Source organism: Klebsiella sp. CSG-1, assembly GCF_056521145.1.
The window spans coordinates 132,610-149,808 of sequence record NZ_JBWNLD010000002.1; the positions used below are offsets into that span (position 1 = coordinate 132,610).

At 55.7% G+C, this 17,199-nt stretch carries 17 protein-coding genes; 4 read left to right on the top strand and 13 right to left on the bottom strand.

What is annotated here, in order from left to right; all coding sequences use genetic code 11:
- Positions 1-43: 43 nt before the first annotated feature.
- The 8 genes from AC007G_RS05165 to AC007G_RS05200 all read right to left on the bottom strand — a co-directional run bounded on the left by AC007G_RS05165 (position 44) and on the right by AC007G_RS05200 (position 5,196).
- On the bottom strand, positions 44-340 hold the full coding sequence (locus AC007G_RS05165) for a YqjK-like family protein (RefSeq protein WP_032690622.1): 297 nt from the start codon (positions 338-340) through the stop codon (positions 44-46).
- On the bottom strand, positions 337-735 hold the full coding sequence (locus AC007G_RS05170) for a phage holin family protein (RefSeq protein WP_046853425.1): 399 nt from the start codon (positions 733-735) through the stop codon (positions 337-339). Before AC007G_RS05170 ends, AC007G_RS05165 begins: the two co-directional genes overlap by 4 nt.
- Before the next feature lie 2 nt (positions 736-737).
- The gene (locus AC007G_RS05175) at positions 738-1,043 is read right to left on the bottom strand and encodes an ElaB/YgaM/YqjD family protein (RefSeq protein WP_004867946.1); all 306 of its coding nucleotides are present in this window, start codon (positions 1,041-1,043) and stop codon (positions 738-740) included.
- 41 nt (positions 1,044-1,084) lie between these two features.
- On the bottom strand, positions 1,085-1,453 hold the full coding sequence (locus AC007G_RS05180; protein WP_032690623.1) for a DUF1090 domain-containing protein: 369 nt from the start codon (positions 1,451-1,453) through the stop codon (positions 1,085-1,087).
- Between the two features lie 150 nt (positions 1,454-1,603).
- The gene (gene mzrA, locus AC007G_RS05185; protein ID WP_032690624.1) at positions 1,604-1,987 is read right to left on the bottom strand and encodes an EnvZ/OmpR regulon moderator MzrA; all 384 of its coding nucleotides are present in this window, start codon (positions 1,985-1,987) and stop codon (positions 1,604-1,606) included.
- Positions 1,988-1,989: 2 nt separating this feature from the next.
- Positions 1,990-2,652: a DedA family general envelope maintenance protein YqjA gene (gene yqjA, locus AC007G_RS05190; protein ID WP_032690625.1), complete on the bottom strand. Its 663-nt coding sequence runs from the start codon at positions 2,650-2,652 to the stop codon at positions 1,990-1,992.
- A gap of 336 nt (positions 2,653-2,988) precedes the next feature.
- A complete protein-coding gene (gene exuR, locus AC007G_RS05195; RefSeq protein WP_032690626.1) occupies positions 2,989-3,765 on the bottom strand; it encodes a transcriptional regulator ExuR in 777 nt (258 codons plus the stop codon).
- Positions 3,766-3,894: 129 nt separating this feature from the next.
- Entirely contained in the window at positions 3,895-5,196 is a 1,302-nt protein-coding gene (locus tag AC007G_RS05200; protein WP_032690627.1) for an MFS transporter, read from the bottom strand.
- Between the two features lie 482 nt (positions 5,197-5,678).
- Between AC007G_RS05200 and uxaC the strand changes: the two genes are divergently transcribed.
- The 3 genes from uxaC to AC007G_RS05215 all read left to right on the top strand — a co-directional run bounded on the left by uxaC (position 5,679) and on the right by AC007G_RS05215 (position 9,298).
- Positions 5,679-7,091, top strand: a complete 1,413-nt coding sequence (gene uxaC / locus AC007G_RS05205) for a glucuronate isomerase (protein WP_046853427.1) — start codon at positions 5,679-5,681, stop codon at positions 7,089-7,091.
- Between the two features lie 18 nt (positions 7,092-7,109).
- Positions 7,110-8,597, top strand: coding sequence for a UxaA family hydrolase (locus tag AC007G_RS05210; protein WP_032690629.1), 1,488 nt, complete (start codon positions 7,110-7,112; stop codon positions 8,595-8,597).
- Positions 8,598-8,746: 149 nt separating this feature from the next.
- Positions 8,747-9,298: a YgjV family protein gene (locus tag AC007G_RS05215; RefSeq protein WP_032697466.1), complete on the top strand. Its 552-nt coding sequence runs from the start codon at positions 8,747-8,749 to the stop codon at positions 9,296-9,298.
- 21 nt (positions 9,299-9,319) lie between these two features.
- Here the strand turns inward: AC007G_RS05215 and sstT are convergent, their stop codons facing one another.
- The 4 genes from sstT to AC007G_RS05235 form a co-directional block, all read right to left on the bottom strand.
- Positions 9,320-10,567 carry a serine/threonine transporter SstT gene (gene sstT, locus AC007G_RS05220; protein WP_032697468.1) on the bottom strand — a complete coding sequence of 416 codons (1,248 nt, stop codon included), beginning with the start codon at positions 10,565-10,567 and terminating at the stop codon, positions 9,320-9,322.
- 253 nt (positions 10,568-10,820) lie between these two features.
- On the bottom strand, positions 10,821-11,789 hold the full coding sequence (locus tag AC007G_RS05225; protein ID WP_032690632.1) for a TerC family protein: 969 nt from the start codon (positions 11,787-11,789) through the stop codon (positions 10,821-10,823).
- Between the two features lie 280 nt (positions 11,790-12,069).
- Positions 12,070-13,059, bottom strand: coding sequence for a Gfo/Idh/MocA family protein (locus tag AC007G_RS05230; RefSeq protein WP_032690633.1), 990 nt, complete (start codon positions 13,057-13,059; stop codon positions 12,070-12,072).
- Positions 13,060-13,132: 73 nt separating this feature from the next.
- Positions 13,133-13,633, bottom strand: a complete 501-nt coding sequence (locus AC007G_RS05235; RefSeq protein ID WP_032690634.1) for a M48 metallopeptidase family protein — start codon at positions 13,631-13,633, stop codon at positions 13,133-13,135.
- Positions 13,634-13,769: 136 nt separating this feature from the next.
- On the opposite strand from AC007G_RS05235, the gene rlmG reads away from it, so the two are divergent.
- On the top strand, positions 13,770-14,906 hold the full coding sequence (gene rlmG, locus AC007G_RS05240) for a 23S rRNA (guanine(1835)-N(2))-methyltransferase RlmG (protein WP_032690635.1): 1,137 nt from the start codon (positions 13,770-13,772) through the stop codon (positions 14,904-14,906).
- Between the two features lie 101 nt (positions 14,907-15,007).
- On the opposite strand, the gene AC007G_RS05245 is transcribed toward rlmG, so the two are convergent.
- Entirely contained in the window at positions 15,008-17,029 is a 2,022-nt protein-coding gene (locus AC007G_RS05245) for an NADPH-dependent 2,4-dienoyl-CoA reductase (protein ID WP_085396790.1), read from the bottom strand.
- Positions 17,030-17,199: the final 170 nt, after the last annotated feature.

Consider the following 17,199-nt stretch of genomic DNA (forward strand, 5'->3'; position numbering starts at 1 on the left):
AACAAGGAAAACAGGGATAATGGACGTGTGGTGGGCAGGGCGTTTAGAAGGATGATGTCTGGCGCAGCAGGCGTTTTGCCATGCGCCAGGCGCTCCAGAGACCGAAGCCGCGTTTAGTCCAGCGCAGTAAGAAGCGCGGGTGGCGAACGGACCATACTGCCATGATACCGCTGCCGACCATTGCCCAGGAGCGAAGGTGCTGGAGGGTCTGCCAGCCGCGGTCGAACGGGGCGGTCGCTTCGAGCCAGTCGCGACGGCTGGCGATTAAATCCAGCCGCTGCTGTTGGATCTGGCGCAACAGCAGCGTTTTCTGCTGCTCGCGTTGCTGTTTGCTGCTCATAGGCGTTCGTCCTCCAGCAGAGCGCGGTCTTCAGCCAGCTCTTTGCGCGTCAAGCGCAGTAAAGTCGAACGGCGGGCTTTACGCAGCGTCCAGATACCGCCGATTAACGAGCTGAGGAGCAGCACAGCGGTGGTCGCAATCATCACGTACAGCCGATACTGGGGATCGATGGCCCAGATAATCAGAACCAGCAGGCTCATCAGGCCAAAGGCGGCAAACAGCAGCGTCAGCCCCAGCATCAAAAATAGCTGGAAGAGGTTCGCCTTCTCTTCCTCCAGCTCCACGACCACCAGGCGCAGGCGCGTTTCCACCATTTCAACCAGCAGCGTAATGATCCGCTGGCCGATCCCGAAAACGCTCTTGCCCGGCCCCTGCGTGTGTTGAGAATCCGCCATAATTAACGACGCGTCAGCAGGACACCCAGCACCAGCCCGACGGCTGCGCCAATACCTACACCGGTCCACGGATTTTCGCGGACGTACTCGTCGGCGCGGGCGGCAGTTTCACGCGTTTGTCTGACGATGGCATCGCTGGTTTCACCCAGCCGGACGCGGCTCTCTTTCAGTGCGCTCTCTGCTTTGCTACGCAGTTTGCCAATTTCTTCTTTTGACTTATCCGTGGAGGAGTTAAGCACTTCTTCCAGGGTATCAGCCAGAGTCTTCAGTTCTGCACGCAGATCGTCTGCAACGTTGTCTTTAGGCATCTTTCTCTCCTGTAGAGTGGGTCCATGTAAAGTGTGGCTTATCAGTAATCACGCGACTCAAGCGTTTTCAGCTCGTGCTGCGCTTCATCAAGCTTGCGTTGGCGCTTGCTGATTTTATCGGCATCGCCTTTCTGCTCAGCTTCCTTCAAATCGCGCTGACGCTCGGTAATTTCCTCGCGTTGTTTCGCGATTTTTTGCTGATGTTCGGCTTTGAGCTTACCGTCGCTGCAGTTCGCTCTGACTTCACGAAGCGCTTTGTTCAAACCATCAATCCGGTTCTGGTTGTGATGTTTTTCGGCATAGCTAATCTCCCGCTGGATATCCTGCTCTTTTTCCTGACAGGGGGAGATGGCAAAGGCGCTGGAGCTCAGCGAAGTCAAAACCAGAATCAAAGCGATGCGGTATTTCATGGATGCTACCTTCCATTGTGTGAGGGCATACCCGGGAGATATGCCCGATCCAGTCGATAAACGTCAGCCCGGTGGCTCCCGCAGTCTTAAGCATAGTCAGGAAAACGGGAAACCACCAAACTGCGTGAAAATATTCAGAATTTTGGCTACTTATCCCAATCTGTGTGGGGTATCGCGCAGACGGGAGAGCCATGCTGTCGGGGTATTCTCTTCCTCCAGCAAAGCAATAATATAACCATGCGGCAGGGCGCGGCCCAGCACTTCTTTCGCGGCGATACCCTGGGCGCTGGAATCAAATTTGATCAGCAGGCCGTCTTTTTGCGGGGTGATACTTTTAAAACGAATGCCGTTTGCGTCGAGATGATGCCAGACGGAAAAACCGTCGGGCATGCCAACGCCCTGAGAGACAGGATGAATAGTCAGGGTTGATTCCTGTTGCTGCACCGCCAGCCATAGCCAGAACAGCGCGCACAAAAAAACAGAACCGCCCAGCAGCCAGCTAATCCGGCGTCGGGAGAGGCTTTTTATGGCCATTATCAGCTCCGGCTTCTGTATTTTTTCTTCCACAGGACAACTAACGAGCCGATTAAGCCAAACACCAGCAGCACAACCGGCAGCAGCATCAGGCAGGACATCAGCTGATCCTCATATTTGAGGAATACCGGGGTTTTACCCAGCAAGTAACCGAGGGTGGTCAGAATCAGAACCCACAGCAGGCCGCTCATCCAGTTAAAGAACTGGAAGCGGGCATTGTTCAGACCCGAAAGTCCGGCAATGGTCGGCAGCAGCGTACGAACGAAGGCAATAAAGCGGCCCATCAACAAGGCGGAGAGCCCGTGCTTATGAAACAGGTGGTGTGCGCGCTGGTGGTAGTGGGAGGGCAAATGTGAAAGCCAGTTTTGCACAATCCGCGTATTACCGAGCCAGCGGCCCTGAATGTAGCTGAGCCAACAACCCAGGCTGGCTGCCGTCGTCAGCAGAAGCAGGGTTTCCGGAAAACCCATTGCACCTTTGGCTATCAGAACGCCGACCAGCACCAGCAGGCTGTCGCCGGGTAAAAAGGCGGCGGGAAGCAGGCCGTTTTCAAGGAACAAAATCATAAATAAGACAAAATAAAGCATGCCAATCATGGAGGGATTCGCGAGGGTCTCGTAATCCTGGCTCCATAAAGCATTCAACAATTGGGTTAATAGTTCCATTCACGATTCCTGGTACATCGGTTAACGGTATGTCTGAACGCAGTGTGTATTGCGACATAGATTCTTATGAGATTATGGTCGCTGTTGGTGCGTTCTGAACGGTTCCCTGTTAAAAGTGAAATCAATGCAAGCCCACTTCAGAACGTCAAAATGCATCTAATTGTAACAAAAGCACTGAGTTTACGTCAGAAAAATTGCAGTCAGTTGCTCGTTGATTTTGCTGATTGCAGTGGCGGGTGGCGAGTCTCTTTACACAGGCTGACACTATATATGTTTGCTTACCCAGGCGGGTTTGCGGGCAGGCGCTGATAGCCTGCCTGAAAGGAAGATAACCGCTTATTTTGCGCCGTTGGCGGCGGTATCGAGATGAACGACCGGATTTTCTGCAAACAGATAGCGGTCGGCATTGAATTCAAAATCGTCGCTGGTCTCGTTGAATAACATCAGCTTAGTGTTCTCCAGATGCTGCCACATGGCCAGTTTTGCCGCGTGCGGATCTTTGCGAATCAGCGCCTTCAGAATTTGGTCATGATCGTCACACCAGTTATCCACGGTGCGCAGGTCGATATGGTCATGGAGCTTTTTCCAGTACGGGTTATGCACGCGCTGGGTCCACATTTTTTCAACAATAGCGGCTAATGCCGTATTTTGCGTCGCCAGGGCTACCTGGACGTGAAACTGGAGATCCCATTCCGAATCGCGGAAGCATTTCTCTTTACGCGCCTTCTCCTGGATCTCCATCAGCTTCATGATGTCCTGCTTGGTCACCTGGGTGGCGGCGAACTCGGCAATATTGCTTTCAATCAGCTGACGCGCCTGCAGCAGTTCAAAGGGACCGTAGCTGGCGAACTCCAGCGTTTCATCAACCACCTGCTGATGCTTCGGATGGTTGGAGATGACGTGGATGCCAGAGCCCTTACGCACCTCCACATAGCCTTCCACTTCCAGCATAATAATGGCTTCGCGAACCACGGTGCGGCTGACGCTCTTTTCATCGGCGATAAACCGCTCTGCAGGCAGCTTATCGCCCACAAGGTAAACACCTTGTTCAATACGCGCCTTCAGCTCGGCAGCAAGCTGCTGATACAAACGACGCGGTTCTGTGATTTCCATATTCGCTCCCGGAAGATGGCGACAATATTGGATTTGTTATACCACTTTTACGCGCATCTCACCACCGTCAGACATGAAAAAGCCGCCTTCGATAAGGCGGCTTTGTAAACAGATCTAACCGTATCAGGACTAGCTTTGCGTCACCGGCTTAGTCGTTTTGAGCGGCGGGGTGTCGTCATCGGCAGACTTGTTCTTCAGTACGGTCCAGATGACAAGGGCGCCCAGCAGATCGAAGACCGCCAGCACGGCGAACAGCGGGCTGAAACCGATGGTATCCGCCAGAGCGCCGACCACCAGGGCGAACATGGTACTCGCCATCCAGGCTGCCATACCGGTCAGGCCGTTTGCCGTAGCCACTTCGTTACGGCCAAATACGTCGGAAGAGAGCGTAATCAGCGCACCGGACAGTGCCTGGTGAGCAAAGCCGCCGACGCACAGCAGGGCGATAGCCACAAACGGGCTGGTAAACAGGCCGATCATCCCCGGGCCAATCATCAGCAGTGCGCCCATGGTCACGACCATTTTACGCGACACAATCAGGTTAACCCCGAACCAGCGCTGGAACAACGGCGGCAGATAGCCCCCGATGATGCAACCCAGGTCAGCAAACAGCATCGGCATCCACGCAAACATCGCGATTTCTTTCAGGTTAAAGCCATAGACTTTAAACATGAACAGCGGGATCCAGGCATTGAAGGTCCCCCATGCTGGCTCGGCAAGAAAACGCGGCAGCGCGATGCCCCAGAACTGACGGTTGCGCAGAATCTGCCACGGAGACATTTTCTTACTGTTGTTGGTCTGGTGATGCGATTCCTGGCCGCCGATGATGTAGTCGCGTTCTTCGGTGGTTAATTTTTTCTGGTCACGAGGGTGTTTATAGAAGACCAGCCACGCCATTGCCCAGATAAAGCTCAAGACACCGGAGATAATGAACGCCATCTGCCAGCTGTGCATCACAATTGCCCAGACGACCAGCGGCGGGGCGATCATCGCGCCGATTGAAGAGCCCACGTTGAAGTAACCCACGGCAATAGAACGTTCTTTTGCCGGGAACCATTCGGAGCTGGCCTTCAGGCCTGCCGGGATCATCGCCGCTTCCGCCGCGCCGACCGCGCCACGAGCCAGCGCTAATCCACCCCAGCTGCCCGCCAGCGCCGTTGAACCACAGAAAACAGCCCAGGCGATCGCGAAGAAGGCATAACCGATCTTCGTCCCCAGCACGTCAAGGACATAGCCTGCCACCGGCTGCATGACGGTATAAGCAGCTGAATAGGCTGCGATGATATAGGAATACTGTTGGGTGGAGATGTGTAACTCTTCCATCAGAGTCGGCGCAGCCGCAGCCACAGTGTTACGCGTCAGGTAACCCAGCACGGTGCCCATTGTCACCAGTGCGATCATGTACCAACGTAACCCTTTAATTTTACGCATGTAAAACCTCATCGTTTGTTATATCTCCGCAGCGAGTGCGGCCATCTTCAAACCCTGCACAGGGATTGAGAAGGAGAAACGGAGGGCTCAGGAGGGAAAACCCATATGGCCCGAACCTTGCCATCAATGTGTGTTGCTTAATTCGGTATCCGTACCGGTCAATGCGATGTAATGAATCATCGCGAATACATTCCAACGGTTTATATGTTGCGACGGCAGAAAGATAACTTGTCATACAACTTTAAAAGTTGAGTACTGTCACAAAAGTGGGAAAGTTTATGGGGGTATTATTTCTCGCGAGCAAAGCCAGTGCTGGCGCGGCTTGCACGAGGGTTTACTCCAGAAAGGGTACTTTTTTTGTCAGCGTTTATTGATCTAACTCACGAAAAAGATTTCGGCCTGTAGAAATTGGTGTGATAACTTTGTCAGCATGATAGTCAATCATCTGAAAGGCTCCTCGATGGGGCGAAGAGGAAATGAAAATGACAGCGTTTATGACCGAAGATTTTCTGCTTGATACCGAGTTTGCCCGCCGTTTGTACCACGACTACGCCAAAGACCAGCCGATTTTCGACTATCACTGCCACCTTCCGCCGCAGCAGATTGCCGAAAATTATCGCTTTAAAAACCTGTATGACATCTGGCTGAAAGGTGACCATTACAAATGGCGCGCGATGCGCACCAATGGCGTGGCTGAACGCCTGTGTACCGGCGATGCCTCGGACCGCGAGAAGTTTGACGCATGGGCGGCTACCGTACCGCATACGATCGGCAATCCGCTCTATCACTGGACGCATCTGGAGCTGCGCCGCCCGTTTGGGATTACGGGTAAGCTGCTGTCTCCGTCCACCGCGGATGAAATCTGGAATCAGTGTAACGATCTGCTGGCCCAGGATCGCTTCTCCGCTCGCGGTATCATGACGCAGATGAAGGTGAAAATGGTCGGCACCACTGACGATCCGATCGATTCGCTGGAACACCATGCGGCGGTGGCGAAAGACGCGACCTTCACGACCAAAGTGCTGCCAAGCTGGCGTCCGGATAAAGCGTTTAACATTGAGCAGGCGACGTTTAACGACTATATGGCGAAGCTCGGCGAAGTCTCGGATACCGACATCCGTCGCTTTGCCGATCTGCAGGCTGCGCTGGTCAAGCGCCTGGATCACTTCGCCGCGCACGGCTGTAAAGTCTCCGACCATGCGCTGGATGTCGTGCTGTTTGCCGAATCCAGCGAAGCAGAACTTGATACTATCCTGGCGCGTCGTCTGGCCGGCTCGACCCTGAGCGAACACGAAGTGGCGCAGTTCAAAACCGCGGTACTGGTGTTCCTCGGCGCAGAGTATGCCCGTCGTGGTTGGGTCCAGCAGTATCACATTGGCGCGCTGCGTAACAATAACCAGCGTCAGTTCAAGCTGTTAGGGCCGGATGTTGGCTTTGATTCCATCAACGATCGCCCGATGGCCGAAGAGCTGTCCCGTCTGCTGAGCAAGCAGAATGAAGAAAACCTGCTGCCGAAAACCATTCTTTACTGCCTGAATCCGCGCGATAACGAAGTGCTGGGCACAATGATCGGTAACTTCCAGGGCGAAGGGATGCCGGGCAAGATGCAGTTCGGTTCCGGCTGGTGGTTTAACGATCAGAAAGACGGCATGGAGCGTCAGATGACCCAGTTGGCTCAGCTTGGTTTGCTCAGCCGTTTCGTCGGCATGCTGACCGACAGCCGCAGCTTCTTGTCCTACACCCGCCATGAGTATTTCCGTCGCATCCTGTGCCAGATGATCGGTCGCTGGGTTGCCGCGGGTGAAGCGCCGGCGGATATTCAGCTGCTGGGCGAGATGGTGAAAAATATCTGCTTTAACAATGCGCGTGATTACTTCGCGATTGAACTGAATTAAGACCAGAGGTCGGTTGCTATGCAATACATTAAAATCCATTCGCAGGATAACGTTGCTGTCGCGTTAGCAGATATGGCGGCGGGTACCCAGGTCACCATTGATGATGATGCGGTCACCTTAAGCCAGGACGTTGTTCGTGGTCATAAGTTCGCACTACGCGCGATTGCGAAGGGAGAAAACGTCATCAAGTATGGTCTGCCCATCGGCCACGCGCTGGCGGATATTGCGCCAGGGGAACATATTCATGCCCATAATACGCGTACCAACCTGAGCGACCTTGACGAGTATCGCTATCAACCGGAACTTGCCGAGCCATCGGCGCAGCCGGCCGACCGCGACGTGCAGCTTTATCGTCGTGCGAACGGGGAGGTCGGGGTGCGTAATGAACTGTGGATCCTGCCGACCGTCGGCTGTGTCAATGGTATCGCCCGTCAGATTCAGAACCGGTTTTTGAAAGAGACCAACGAAGCGGAAGGCACCGATGGCGTCTTTCTCTTCAGTCACACTTATGGCTGTTCGCAGCTGGGTGATGATCACATCAATACCCGCACCATGTTGCAAAACATGGTGCGTCACCCGAACGCCGGGGCGGTGCTGGTGATTGGCCTGGGCTGTGAGAACAACCAGGTCGACGCGTTCCGTGAAACCCTCGGTGAGTTCGATCCTCAGCGCGTACACTTTATGATCTGCCAGAAGCAGGACGATGAGGTGGAAGCGGGACTTGAGCATCTGCATCAGCTTTATGAGGTGATGCGTCACGACAAACGTGAGCCAGGCAAACTGAGCGAGCTGAAGTTTGGCCTCGAGTGCGGCGGATCGGACGGCCTTTCGGGGATTACCGCCAACCCGATGCTGGGTCGTTTCTCGGATTACCTGATCGCCAACGGTGGCACCACCGTGCTGACGGAAGTGCCGGAAATGTTCGGCGCTGAGCAGCTGCTGATGAGCCACTGCCGCGATGAAAAGACCTTCGACAAGCTGGTGACCATGGTGAATGACTTTAAACAGTACTTCATTGCGCATAACCAGCCGATTTACGAGAATCCGTCGCCGGGCAACAAAGCGGGCGGGATCACGACGCTGGAAGATAAATCGCTGGGCTGCACGCAGAAAGCGGGCTCCAGCGAGGTAGTGGACGTCCTGCGCTATGGCGAACGTTTAAAAGTGCATGGTCTCAATCTGCTGAGCGCACCGGGCAACGATGCGGTGGCAACCAGCGCGCTGGCCGGTGCGGGCTGTCATATGGTGCTGTTCAGCACCGGTCGCGGCACGCCGTACGGCGGTTTTGTGCCGACGGTCAAAATCTCCACCAACAGCGAACTGGCGGCGAAAAAGAAACACTGGATCGATTTTGACGCCGGTCAACTGATTCACGGTAAAGCGATGCCTCAGCTGCTGGAAGAGTTTGTCGATACCCTCGTTGATATCATCAATGGCAAACCGACCTGCAATGAGCGCAATGATTTCCGTGAACTGGCGATCTTCAAAAGCGGCGTCACGTTGTAATGATCCTCATCCTGGCTCATCACAACCCCGGGCGGATCGACCGCCTGATCGGTGTGCGAGAATGATGGAGCTTTTGTCGCGTGGATAAAAAACGGCGCACTCGGGGAGAGGGCGCCGTTTGTTTTTAACTGTTTTGACAAGGATCTTTCATGACTGCGTATTGGCTTGCCCAGGGCGTAGGTGTCATCGCCTTTCTGATTGGAATCACCACCTTTATCAATCGCGATGAGCGGCGCTTTAAACAGCAGCTGGCGCTGTACAGCGGCATTATCGGCCTGCATTTTATTCTGATGGGAGCGCTGCCTGCGGGCATGAGTGCCGGGCTTAACGCCGTGCGCACGCTGATTTCGCTGCGTACCCGCAATCTGTGGATCATGGTGATATTTATTGCCCTGACGCTGATTCTCGGCCTCGGAAAACTCCAGCATGCGATGGAATTGTTGCCGGTGGCAGGGACCGTCGCCAGCACCTGGGCCCTGTTTCGCTGTAAAGGGCTGACCACCCGCTGCGTGATGTGGTGTTCTACGGCGTGCTGGGTCACGCATAACTTTTGGCTGGGGTCGATTGGTGGCACGTTGATTGAAGGCAGCTTCCTGATCGTCAATGGCCTGAATATTATTCGTTTCTGGCGCATGCAAAAACGCGGTATCGATCCGTTTAAAAGAGAAGAGGCGGAGCTGAAAGAGAACCCCTCCGCATAATAGCGGAGGGGAAGGTCGGGATTAATCGCGCAGCGCGTTTTTCGCCAGCTGCTCGTCTTCCGCCATACAGGCGGCGGCGGTAAATAGCACGTCGGTGGAGGAGTTCAACGCCGTCTCACAGGAGTCCTGCAGCACGCCGATGATAAAGCCGACGGCAACCACTTGCATGGCGATATCATTGGGGATACCGAACATATTGCAGGCCAGCGGGATCAGCAGCAGGGAGCCGCCCGCCACGCCGGAAGCACCGCAGGCGCACAGCGACGCCACGACGCTCAACAGCAGCGCGGTAGGCAGATCCACCGGAATGCCCAGGGTATTTACGGCAGCCAGCGTCAGCACCGTAATGGTGATGGCGGCCCCGGCCATGTTGATGGTGGCGCCCAGCGGGATCGACACCGAATAGGTATCGCGATCGAGATTCAGCTTTTCACTCAGCGCCATATTTACCGGAATATTGGCGGCGGAGCTGCGGGTAAAGAAGGCATACACGCCGCTTTCGCGCAGGCAGGTCAGCACCAGCGGATAGGGGTTGCGGCGGATTTTCCAGAACACCAGCAGCGGGTTAATCACCAGCGCCACCAGCAGCATACAGCCCACCAGCACCATCAGCAGCTGCGCGTAGCCCCACAGGGTTTCAAAACCGGTGGTCGCCAGGGTGGAGGAGACCAGGCCGAAAATACCCAGCGGCGCAAACCGAATGACCAGTTTCACGATAAAGGTCACCGCATGAGAGACATCGTTGATCAGGTTTTTTGTCGTCTCATTACCGTGACGCAGCGCAAAGCCCAGACCCACGGCCCACACCAGAATCCCGATATAGTTGGCATTGAGCAGGGCGTCAACAGGGTTTGAAACCATGCTCATCAGCAGCCCGCGCAGCACTTCGACAATCCCCGATGGCGGCGTAATATCGCCGGCCGCGGAGCTCAGGTGCAGCGTGGAAGGGAAGACAAAGCTGAACACCACGGCGGTTAATGCGGCGCTGAACGTCCCCAGCAGATACAGGAACAGAATCGGACGGATGCTGGTTTTTTGCCCCTGCTGGTGGTTAGCGATGGAGGCCATCACCAGCATCAGCACCAGCACTGGCGCTACGGCTTTCAGCGCGCCGACGAACAGCGTACCGAGCAGGCCAACGGCGATCGCCGCCGGTTTCGAAACCAGCGCCAGCAGCACGCCAAGCACCAGACCGATTAAAATTTGTTTGACCAGGCTGCCCTGAGCCAGGCGCTGTAGCAGGCCCGATGGGGGAGTTTGTGTCGTCATAATGATTCCTTGTTGTGATGTTGCTACCCGTCCCATGTACGTATTATTTGTTACGTTTATGTCCGGATGTAAATAAATGTTTGCCTGGTCGAGTATACGGAAAGTGCGCCATGTAGGAAGGGTAAAATGCTGCTTATTTAGCTGAGATCTTATTTTTTAACTATGTCTTAACGTTTTTGTGACATGGTGAGAAATAATACGCGGCGGGCGTTGCTGACCGGGTGAAAGTGGCTTCCACCCGGTTATTTAAGGCTTAGTGCTGTAATTTCTTCTTGTCGTGTTGCTTATTGACCCAGGCGTTAATCAGCAGCGTCAGCGCCAGAATACCGCCAACCACGCCGAGCGAGGCGCCAATCGGGATATGGTAGAAGTCGACGATCAGCATCTTGATACCGATAAAGACCAGAATGATCGACAGGCCATATTTCAGCATGGAGAAGCGCTCCGCGACGCCGGCCAGCAGGAAGTACATGGCGCGCAGGCCGAGAATCGCGAACAGGTTCGACGTCAGCACGATAAACGGATCGGTGGTTACGGCGAAGATTGCCGGGATACTATCGACCGCAAAAATCACGTCGCTCAGTTCGACCAGGATCAGCACCAACAGCAGCGGCGTGGCGAACAGAACGCCGTTTTGCCGTGTAAAGAAGCGCTCGCCTTCAATCTTATCGGTCATCCGCAGGTGGCTGCGGATCCAGCGTACCAGCGGTTTGTCGCCGATGCCGGAGTCATCCTCTTTCGCCAGCGCCATCTTCACGCCGGTAAACAGCAGGAAAGCACCGAAGAGATAGAGTAGCCACTCAAACTGGGAGATCAGCCAGCTTCCGGTAAAGATCATCACCGTACGCAGCACGATCGCACCCAGTACGCCGTAAACCAGTACCCGGCGCTGCAGCGCAGGCGGGACGGAGAAGTAGCTGAACAGCATCAGCCAGACAAAGACATTGTCCACGGCCAGCGCTTTTTCAATCAGATAGCCGGTGAGGAAAGCCAGCGCCTGCGGATCGGCAACGGCACGGCCTTCGGTTTGTGCCAGGTACCACCAGAAAACGGCGTTAAAGAGAAGGGAGAGCGTTACCCAGAGAATTGACCAACCCGCGGCCTGTTTCATGGTCATGCCATGCGCACCACGTCGTCCCTGAAGAAGCAGATCGATGGCTAGCATGATCACCACGACCACGGCGAATCCGCCCCATAACAACGGTGTGCCGACAGTATTCATTACTTAATTCCTTACATAAAAACAAAACGGCTGACGTCGGAAGACGGCAGCCGCTGCGTGTTTATGCATAGACCTCGCCTTCCGGCAAGGTCTCACTTACAACAATAAAAGAACCGCGCGATGACGGCAGGACCTTTTATTATTGCCCGGCGACCGGATGCGGTTTTGCACGCATCGTAATGACGATCCACCGGCAAGGAAGTTACTCCCCTTTGCAGGTAACAAAATATGACAAGTCATAAAGGGCGTCAATGGTTGCTGACGGCCTCTTTACACTCTTTTACGCCACCTGCGGGCCATCGGCCGGGAATACGACGCCGGTCTGACGACGAATTTCGCTCAGCAGTCTGGCCGTAATACGGCTGACTTCCAGCCCCGGGTGAACAACCTGGTTGTTCTCCACCAGATGCGCAAACTCCTCCGCCTCATACAGCATAGTATTGATATGCTGCGGCTGCGTCAGATCCTGAGCCTTCCCACCGCGTGGGATGAAAGAGAGCTTCTGGCACTCGGAGATTTTTTCGATAACCAGCGCGCCGGCTTCACCCTGAATTTCGCTTGGCAGCGTAGAGTCGCTCACTTTGGAGTGGTGCAGGGTGACGTCAAAATCGGCGTAGTTCAGGATCACGGTACCCTGGGCATCAACGCCGCTGTCCAGCAGGCTGGCGCTGGCGTGAACCGCGCGCGGTTCGCCCCACAGCGCCACCGCCGAGGCCAGACAATAGAAGCCGATATCCATAATCGAGCCGTTCGAGAAGGCCGGGTTAAAGGTGTTCGGGTTCTCACCGTCGAGATAGCGCTGATAGCGGGAGGAGTACTGGCAGTAGTTGATAAACGCTTTATGCAGTTTGCCTACCTTGCCGAGCGACTGCTGCAGCAGCAGAAAATTTGGCAGGCTGGCGGTTTTGAAGGCTTCGAACAGCACCACCTGATTTTCGCGAGCGATACGAATAGCGTCTTCGACTTCCCGCAGGTTTGAGGCCAGCGGTTTTTCGCAAATCACGTGCTTTTTATGGCTCAGGAACAGCTGCGTTTGCGGGAAGTGCAGGGAGTTCGGGCTGGCAATGTAAACCGCATCGATGGCATCGCTTTGCGCCAGATCGTCCAGCGACGTAAACAGCTGGTCGACGGGATAATCGCTCGCAAAGGCCTGCGCTTGTTCAAGGCTGCGAGAGTAAATTGCGGTGAGTTTATACTTGCCAGTTTCATGGGCGGCATCGACAAACTGTTTTGTTATCCAGTTTGTGCCAACAACAGCGAAACGTATCATAAACGTTGACGAACTCCGTTAAAGGGGACCTTTGGTCACTCTAACATGCCATCATGACAAAACCAGTGCGCGACTACGCAGAACGATTTAACGAAAGATGCGTTAGCCACAGACGGGTATCGAACTCCAGCTGGTGGTACTGCGGCTCCATATAGCAACAGAGTTGATAGAAGGCTTTGTTATGCTCCTTCTCCTTAAGGTGCGCCAGCTCATGCACCACAATCATGCGTAAAAACGCCTCAGGCGCTTCGCGGAACACCGTGGCCACCCTGATTTCGGCTTTTGCTTTCAGCTTACCGCCCTGGACCCGCGAAATCGCGGTATGCAGGCCGAGCGCATTATTCAAGACGTGGATCTTACTGTCGTACATCACCTTGTTGACCGGCGCCGCGCCGCGTAAATAGCGGGTTTTCAGATCCTGCGTGTACTGATACAGCGCCTTATCGTTATTGACGTCGTGGCCTTCCGGATAGCGCTTTTGCAAAACCGCCCCCAGGCGCTGCTCGGCAATCAATGTGCGCACCTGGGAAAGCAAATTCTCCGGATAGCCCTGCAGGTAAGTAAGTTGACTCATGACAGCTCCAGATAAAAGATCTTCACATCCTCCTTCAGGCTGCATCGGCGCATCTTGAATGATTTTGTGTATAAAAAGGGTATACTCACGCACCCTTTCAGGGATAACGCCGAAATTTTACCACTCAGGAGGGCCGATGAGCCACTTAGACAACGGTTTCCGTTCACTGACACTAAAACGTTTTCCGGAAACGGATGACGTTAACCCGCTGCTGGCGTGGGAAGCGGCGGATGAATATCTGCTGCAGCAGTTGGATGACACGGAGATTAACGGCCCGGTCCTGATTTTCAACGATACCTTTGGCGCACTGAGCTGCGCGCTGGCGGAGCATACGCCGTTTAGCATCGGTGACTCTTACCTCACCGAGCTCGCGACGCGTGAGAATTTACGCCATAACGATATCGCGGAATCCAGCGTCAAGTTTCTCGACAGCACCGCAGAGTATCCGTCGGCGCCAGGCGTTGTCCTGATTAAAGTTCCGAAAACGCTGGCGTTGCTCGAGCAGCAGCTGCGCGCGCTACGCCAGGTCGTGACGCCGCAAACCCGTATTATCGCCGGCGCAAAGGCACGTGATATCCATACTTCCACACTGGAATTGTTCGAGAAAGTGCTGGGGCCGACCACCACCACCCTGGCCTGGAAGAAAGCCCGCCTGATCAACTGTACGTTCAGCGAACCGGCGCTTGCCGATGCGCCGCAGACGCTGAGCTGGAAGCTGGAAGGGACCGACTGGACCATTCACAACCACGCGAATGTATTCTCCCGCACCGGGCTGGATATTGGCGCGCGTTTCTTTATCGAACACCTGCCGTCGGATCTTGAAGGCGAGATTGTCGATCTGGGCTGTGGCAACGGGGTGATTGGCCTGACGCTGCTGGAGAAGAACCCGCAGGCTAACGTGGTGTTCGTCGATGAGTCGCCGATGGCCGTCGCCTCCAGTCGTCTGAACGTGGAAACCAACATGCCCGAGGCGCTGGATCGCTGCGAGTTTATGATTAACAACGCGCTGTCCGGCGTTGAGCCTTTCCGCTTCAACGCCGTGTTGTGCAACCCGCCGTTCCACCAGAAACACGCGTTAACCGATAATATCGCCTGGGAGATGTTTCACCACGCGCGCCGCTGCCTGAAGATCAACGGTGAGCTGTACATTGTGGCCAACCGCCATCTGGATTATTTCCACAAGCTGAAGAAAATTTTCGGTAACTGCGCCACCGTCGCCACCAACAATAAATTTGTGGTGTTGAAAGCGGTGAAGGTACGTAAGCTGCGCTAATCGCAGACTGCCAGGACACCCCGGCTGGCGGCCTTCGCCTTAGCCGGGCTACTCATATCATGTAGCCTGAACACGTAGCCCGGGCAAGCGCAGCGCCCCCGTTAAATCTCCAGCGCCAGTTTCGTACCCTGAGCGATGGCGCGGCGAGCATCCAGCTCCATCGCGACATCGCACCCGCCAATCTGATGTACGACTTTCCCTGCCGCGCGTAGCGGATCCGCCAGCTCGCGCTTCGGCTCCTGACCGGCGCAGATAATCACCTGATCAACATGCAATATCTGGCCCTCGCCGCCGATCGTGACATGTAATCCCTCATCGTCGATCTTCTGATAGCTGACTCCCGGGATCATTTTGACGCCGCGGGCCAGCAGCGTAGCCCGGTGGATCCAGCCGGTGGTTTTTCCTAACCCATCGCCGGGTTTGCTGGCCTTGCGCTGGAGCATCACGATGCGCCGCGGGCTTTTCTCCAGCTGCGGTCCTTCCGGACGCAGTCCGCCTGCGCTCTGCAGAGTTGTATCAATACCCCATTCCCTGCAGAACGCGTCGATGTTCTGGCTGGTGGCAACGCCAGGCTGGCTCAGGTACATCGCGGTATCAAAGCCGATCCCGCCGCAGCCGATAATCGCGACGCGCTGACCCACCGGCGCCTTGTCGCGCAGTACGTCGAGGTAGCTCATCACCTTCGGATGGGTAATTCCGGCGATCGCTGGCATGCGCGGGGCGATCCCGGTGGCGAGGATCGTTTCGTCAAATTCCAGCAAACGATCCGCCGTGACCAGTTGGCCCAGCTGCAGATTGACGCCATGCAGATCCAGCATGCGCCGGTAGTAGCGCAGCGTTTCGTAAAACTCCTCTTTGCCGGGGATCTGTTTGGCGATATTAAACTGCCCGCCAATCTCCTGCTGCGCATCAAACAGGGTGACAGAGTGGCCGCGCGCGGCGGCATTGACGGCAAAGGCCAGGCCGGCGGGGCCTGCTCCCACAACGGCCAGGCGCTTTGGCGCGGCAGCAGGCATAACCGGCATCAGGGTTTCGTGGCAGGCTCGCGGATTGACCAGACAAGAGGTCACTTTACCGGCGAAGATCTGATCCAGGCAGGCCTGGTTACAGCCGATACAGGTATTGATCTCATCGGCGCGCCCGCTTTGGGCTTTGGAAAGGAACTCGCCGTCGGCCAGAAACGGGCGCGCCATTGACACCATATCGGCGTCGCCGCGGGCGAGGATCGCATCCGCGACATCAGGATCGTTGATGCGGTTAGTGGTGACCAGGGGGATCGACACCGCGCCTTTCAGCTTCCGGGTGACCCAACTGAAGGCGCCGCGCGGTACCGGCGTCGCAATGGTTGGAATACGCGCTTCGTGCCAGCCGATACCGGTGTTGATGATGGTTGCGCCTGCCGCCTCGATGGCCTGTGCCAGCTCAATCACTTCCGGCAGCGTACTGCCGTCGTTGACCAGGTCGAGCATCGACAGGCGGTAGATAATAATAAAGTCATGGCCAGCCCGTTCGCGTACCGCACGCACCACTTCTACGGCAAAGCGCATGCGGCGGGCGTAATCGCCGCCCCACGGGTCATCACGCTGGTTGGTACGCGCGGCGAGGAATTCGTTAATCAAATAACCTTCAGAGCCCATCACTTCGACACCGTCGTAGCCGGCCTCCCGGGCCAGCTGCGCGCAGCGGGCAAAATCATCGATCAGCTGCAGGATCTCATCATGGCTGAGCGCGTGCGGAGCAAAGCGGTTAATCGGCGCCTGCAGTGCTGACGGGGCCACCGGCCGCGGCTGATAGCTGTAGCGGCCGGTATGCAAAATTTGCAGGGCGATTTTGCCGCCTTCCCGGTGGACCGCATCGGTAATGTGCCGATGCTGCGCCAGATGGCGGGCATCGTCGAGCACCGCGCCGCCCGCCATTGTGACGCCGGATGCCGTCGGCGCAATCCCGCCGGTGACAATCAGCGCCACGCCGTGACGCGCGCGTTCGGCGTAAAAAGCCGCCAGCCGTTGCGCGCCGTCGGCATGTTCTTCCAACCCGGTGTGCATGGAACCCATCAGCACGCGGTTTTTCAGCTGGGTAAACCCCAGGTCGAGCGGGGCGAATAACGACGGGTAGTGGCTCATAATGGCTTCCAGTCTCTTATATGTAACATTATTGTTATGTGGTCGGATGAGTTACTAATTTAGCCGTCGTCAGCGAAAAGTGAAAAAGGGCGTGCGGTGATTGTGATGGGATTCAAATAACGGTGACGGGGAGTTCCCCTCCTCGAAGGGAAGAGGGGGTTTTTGTGCCA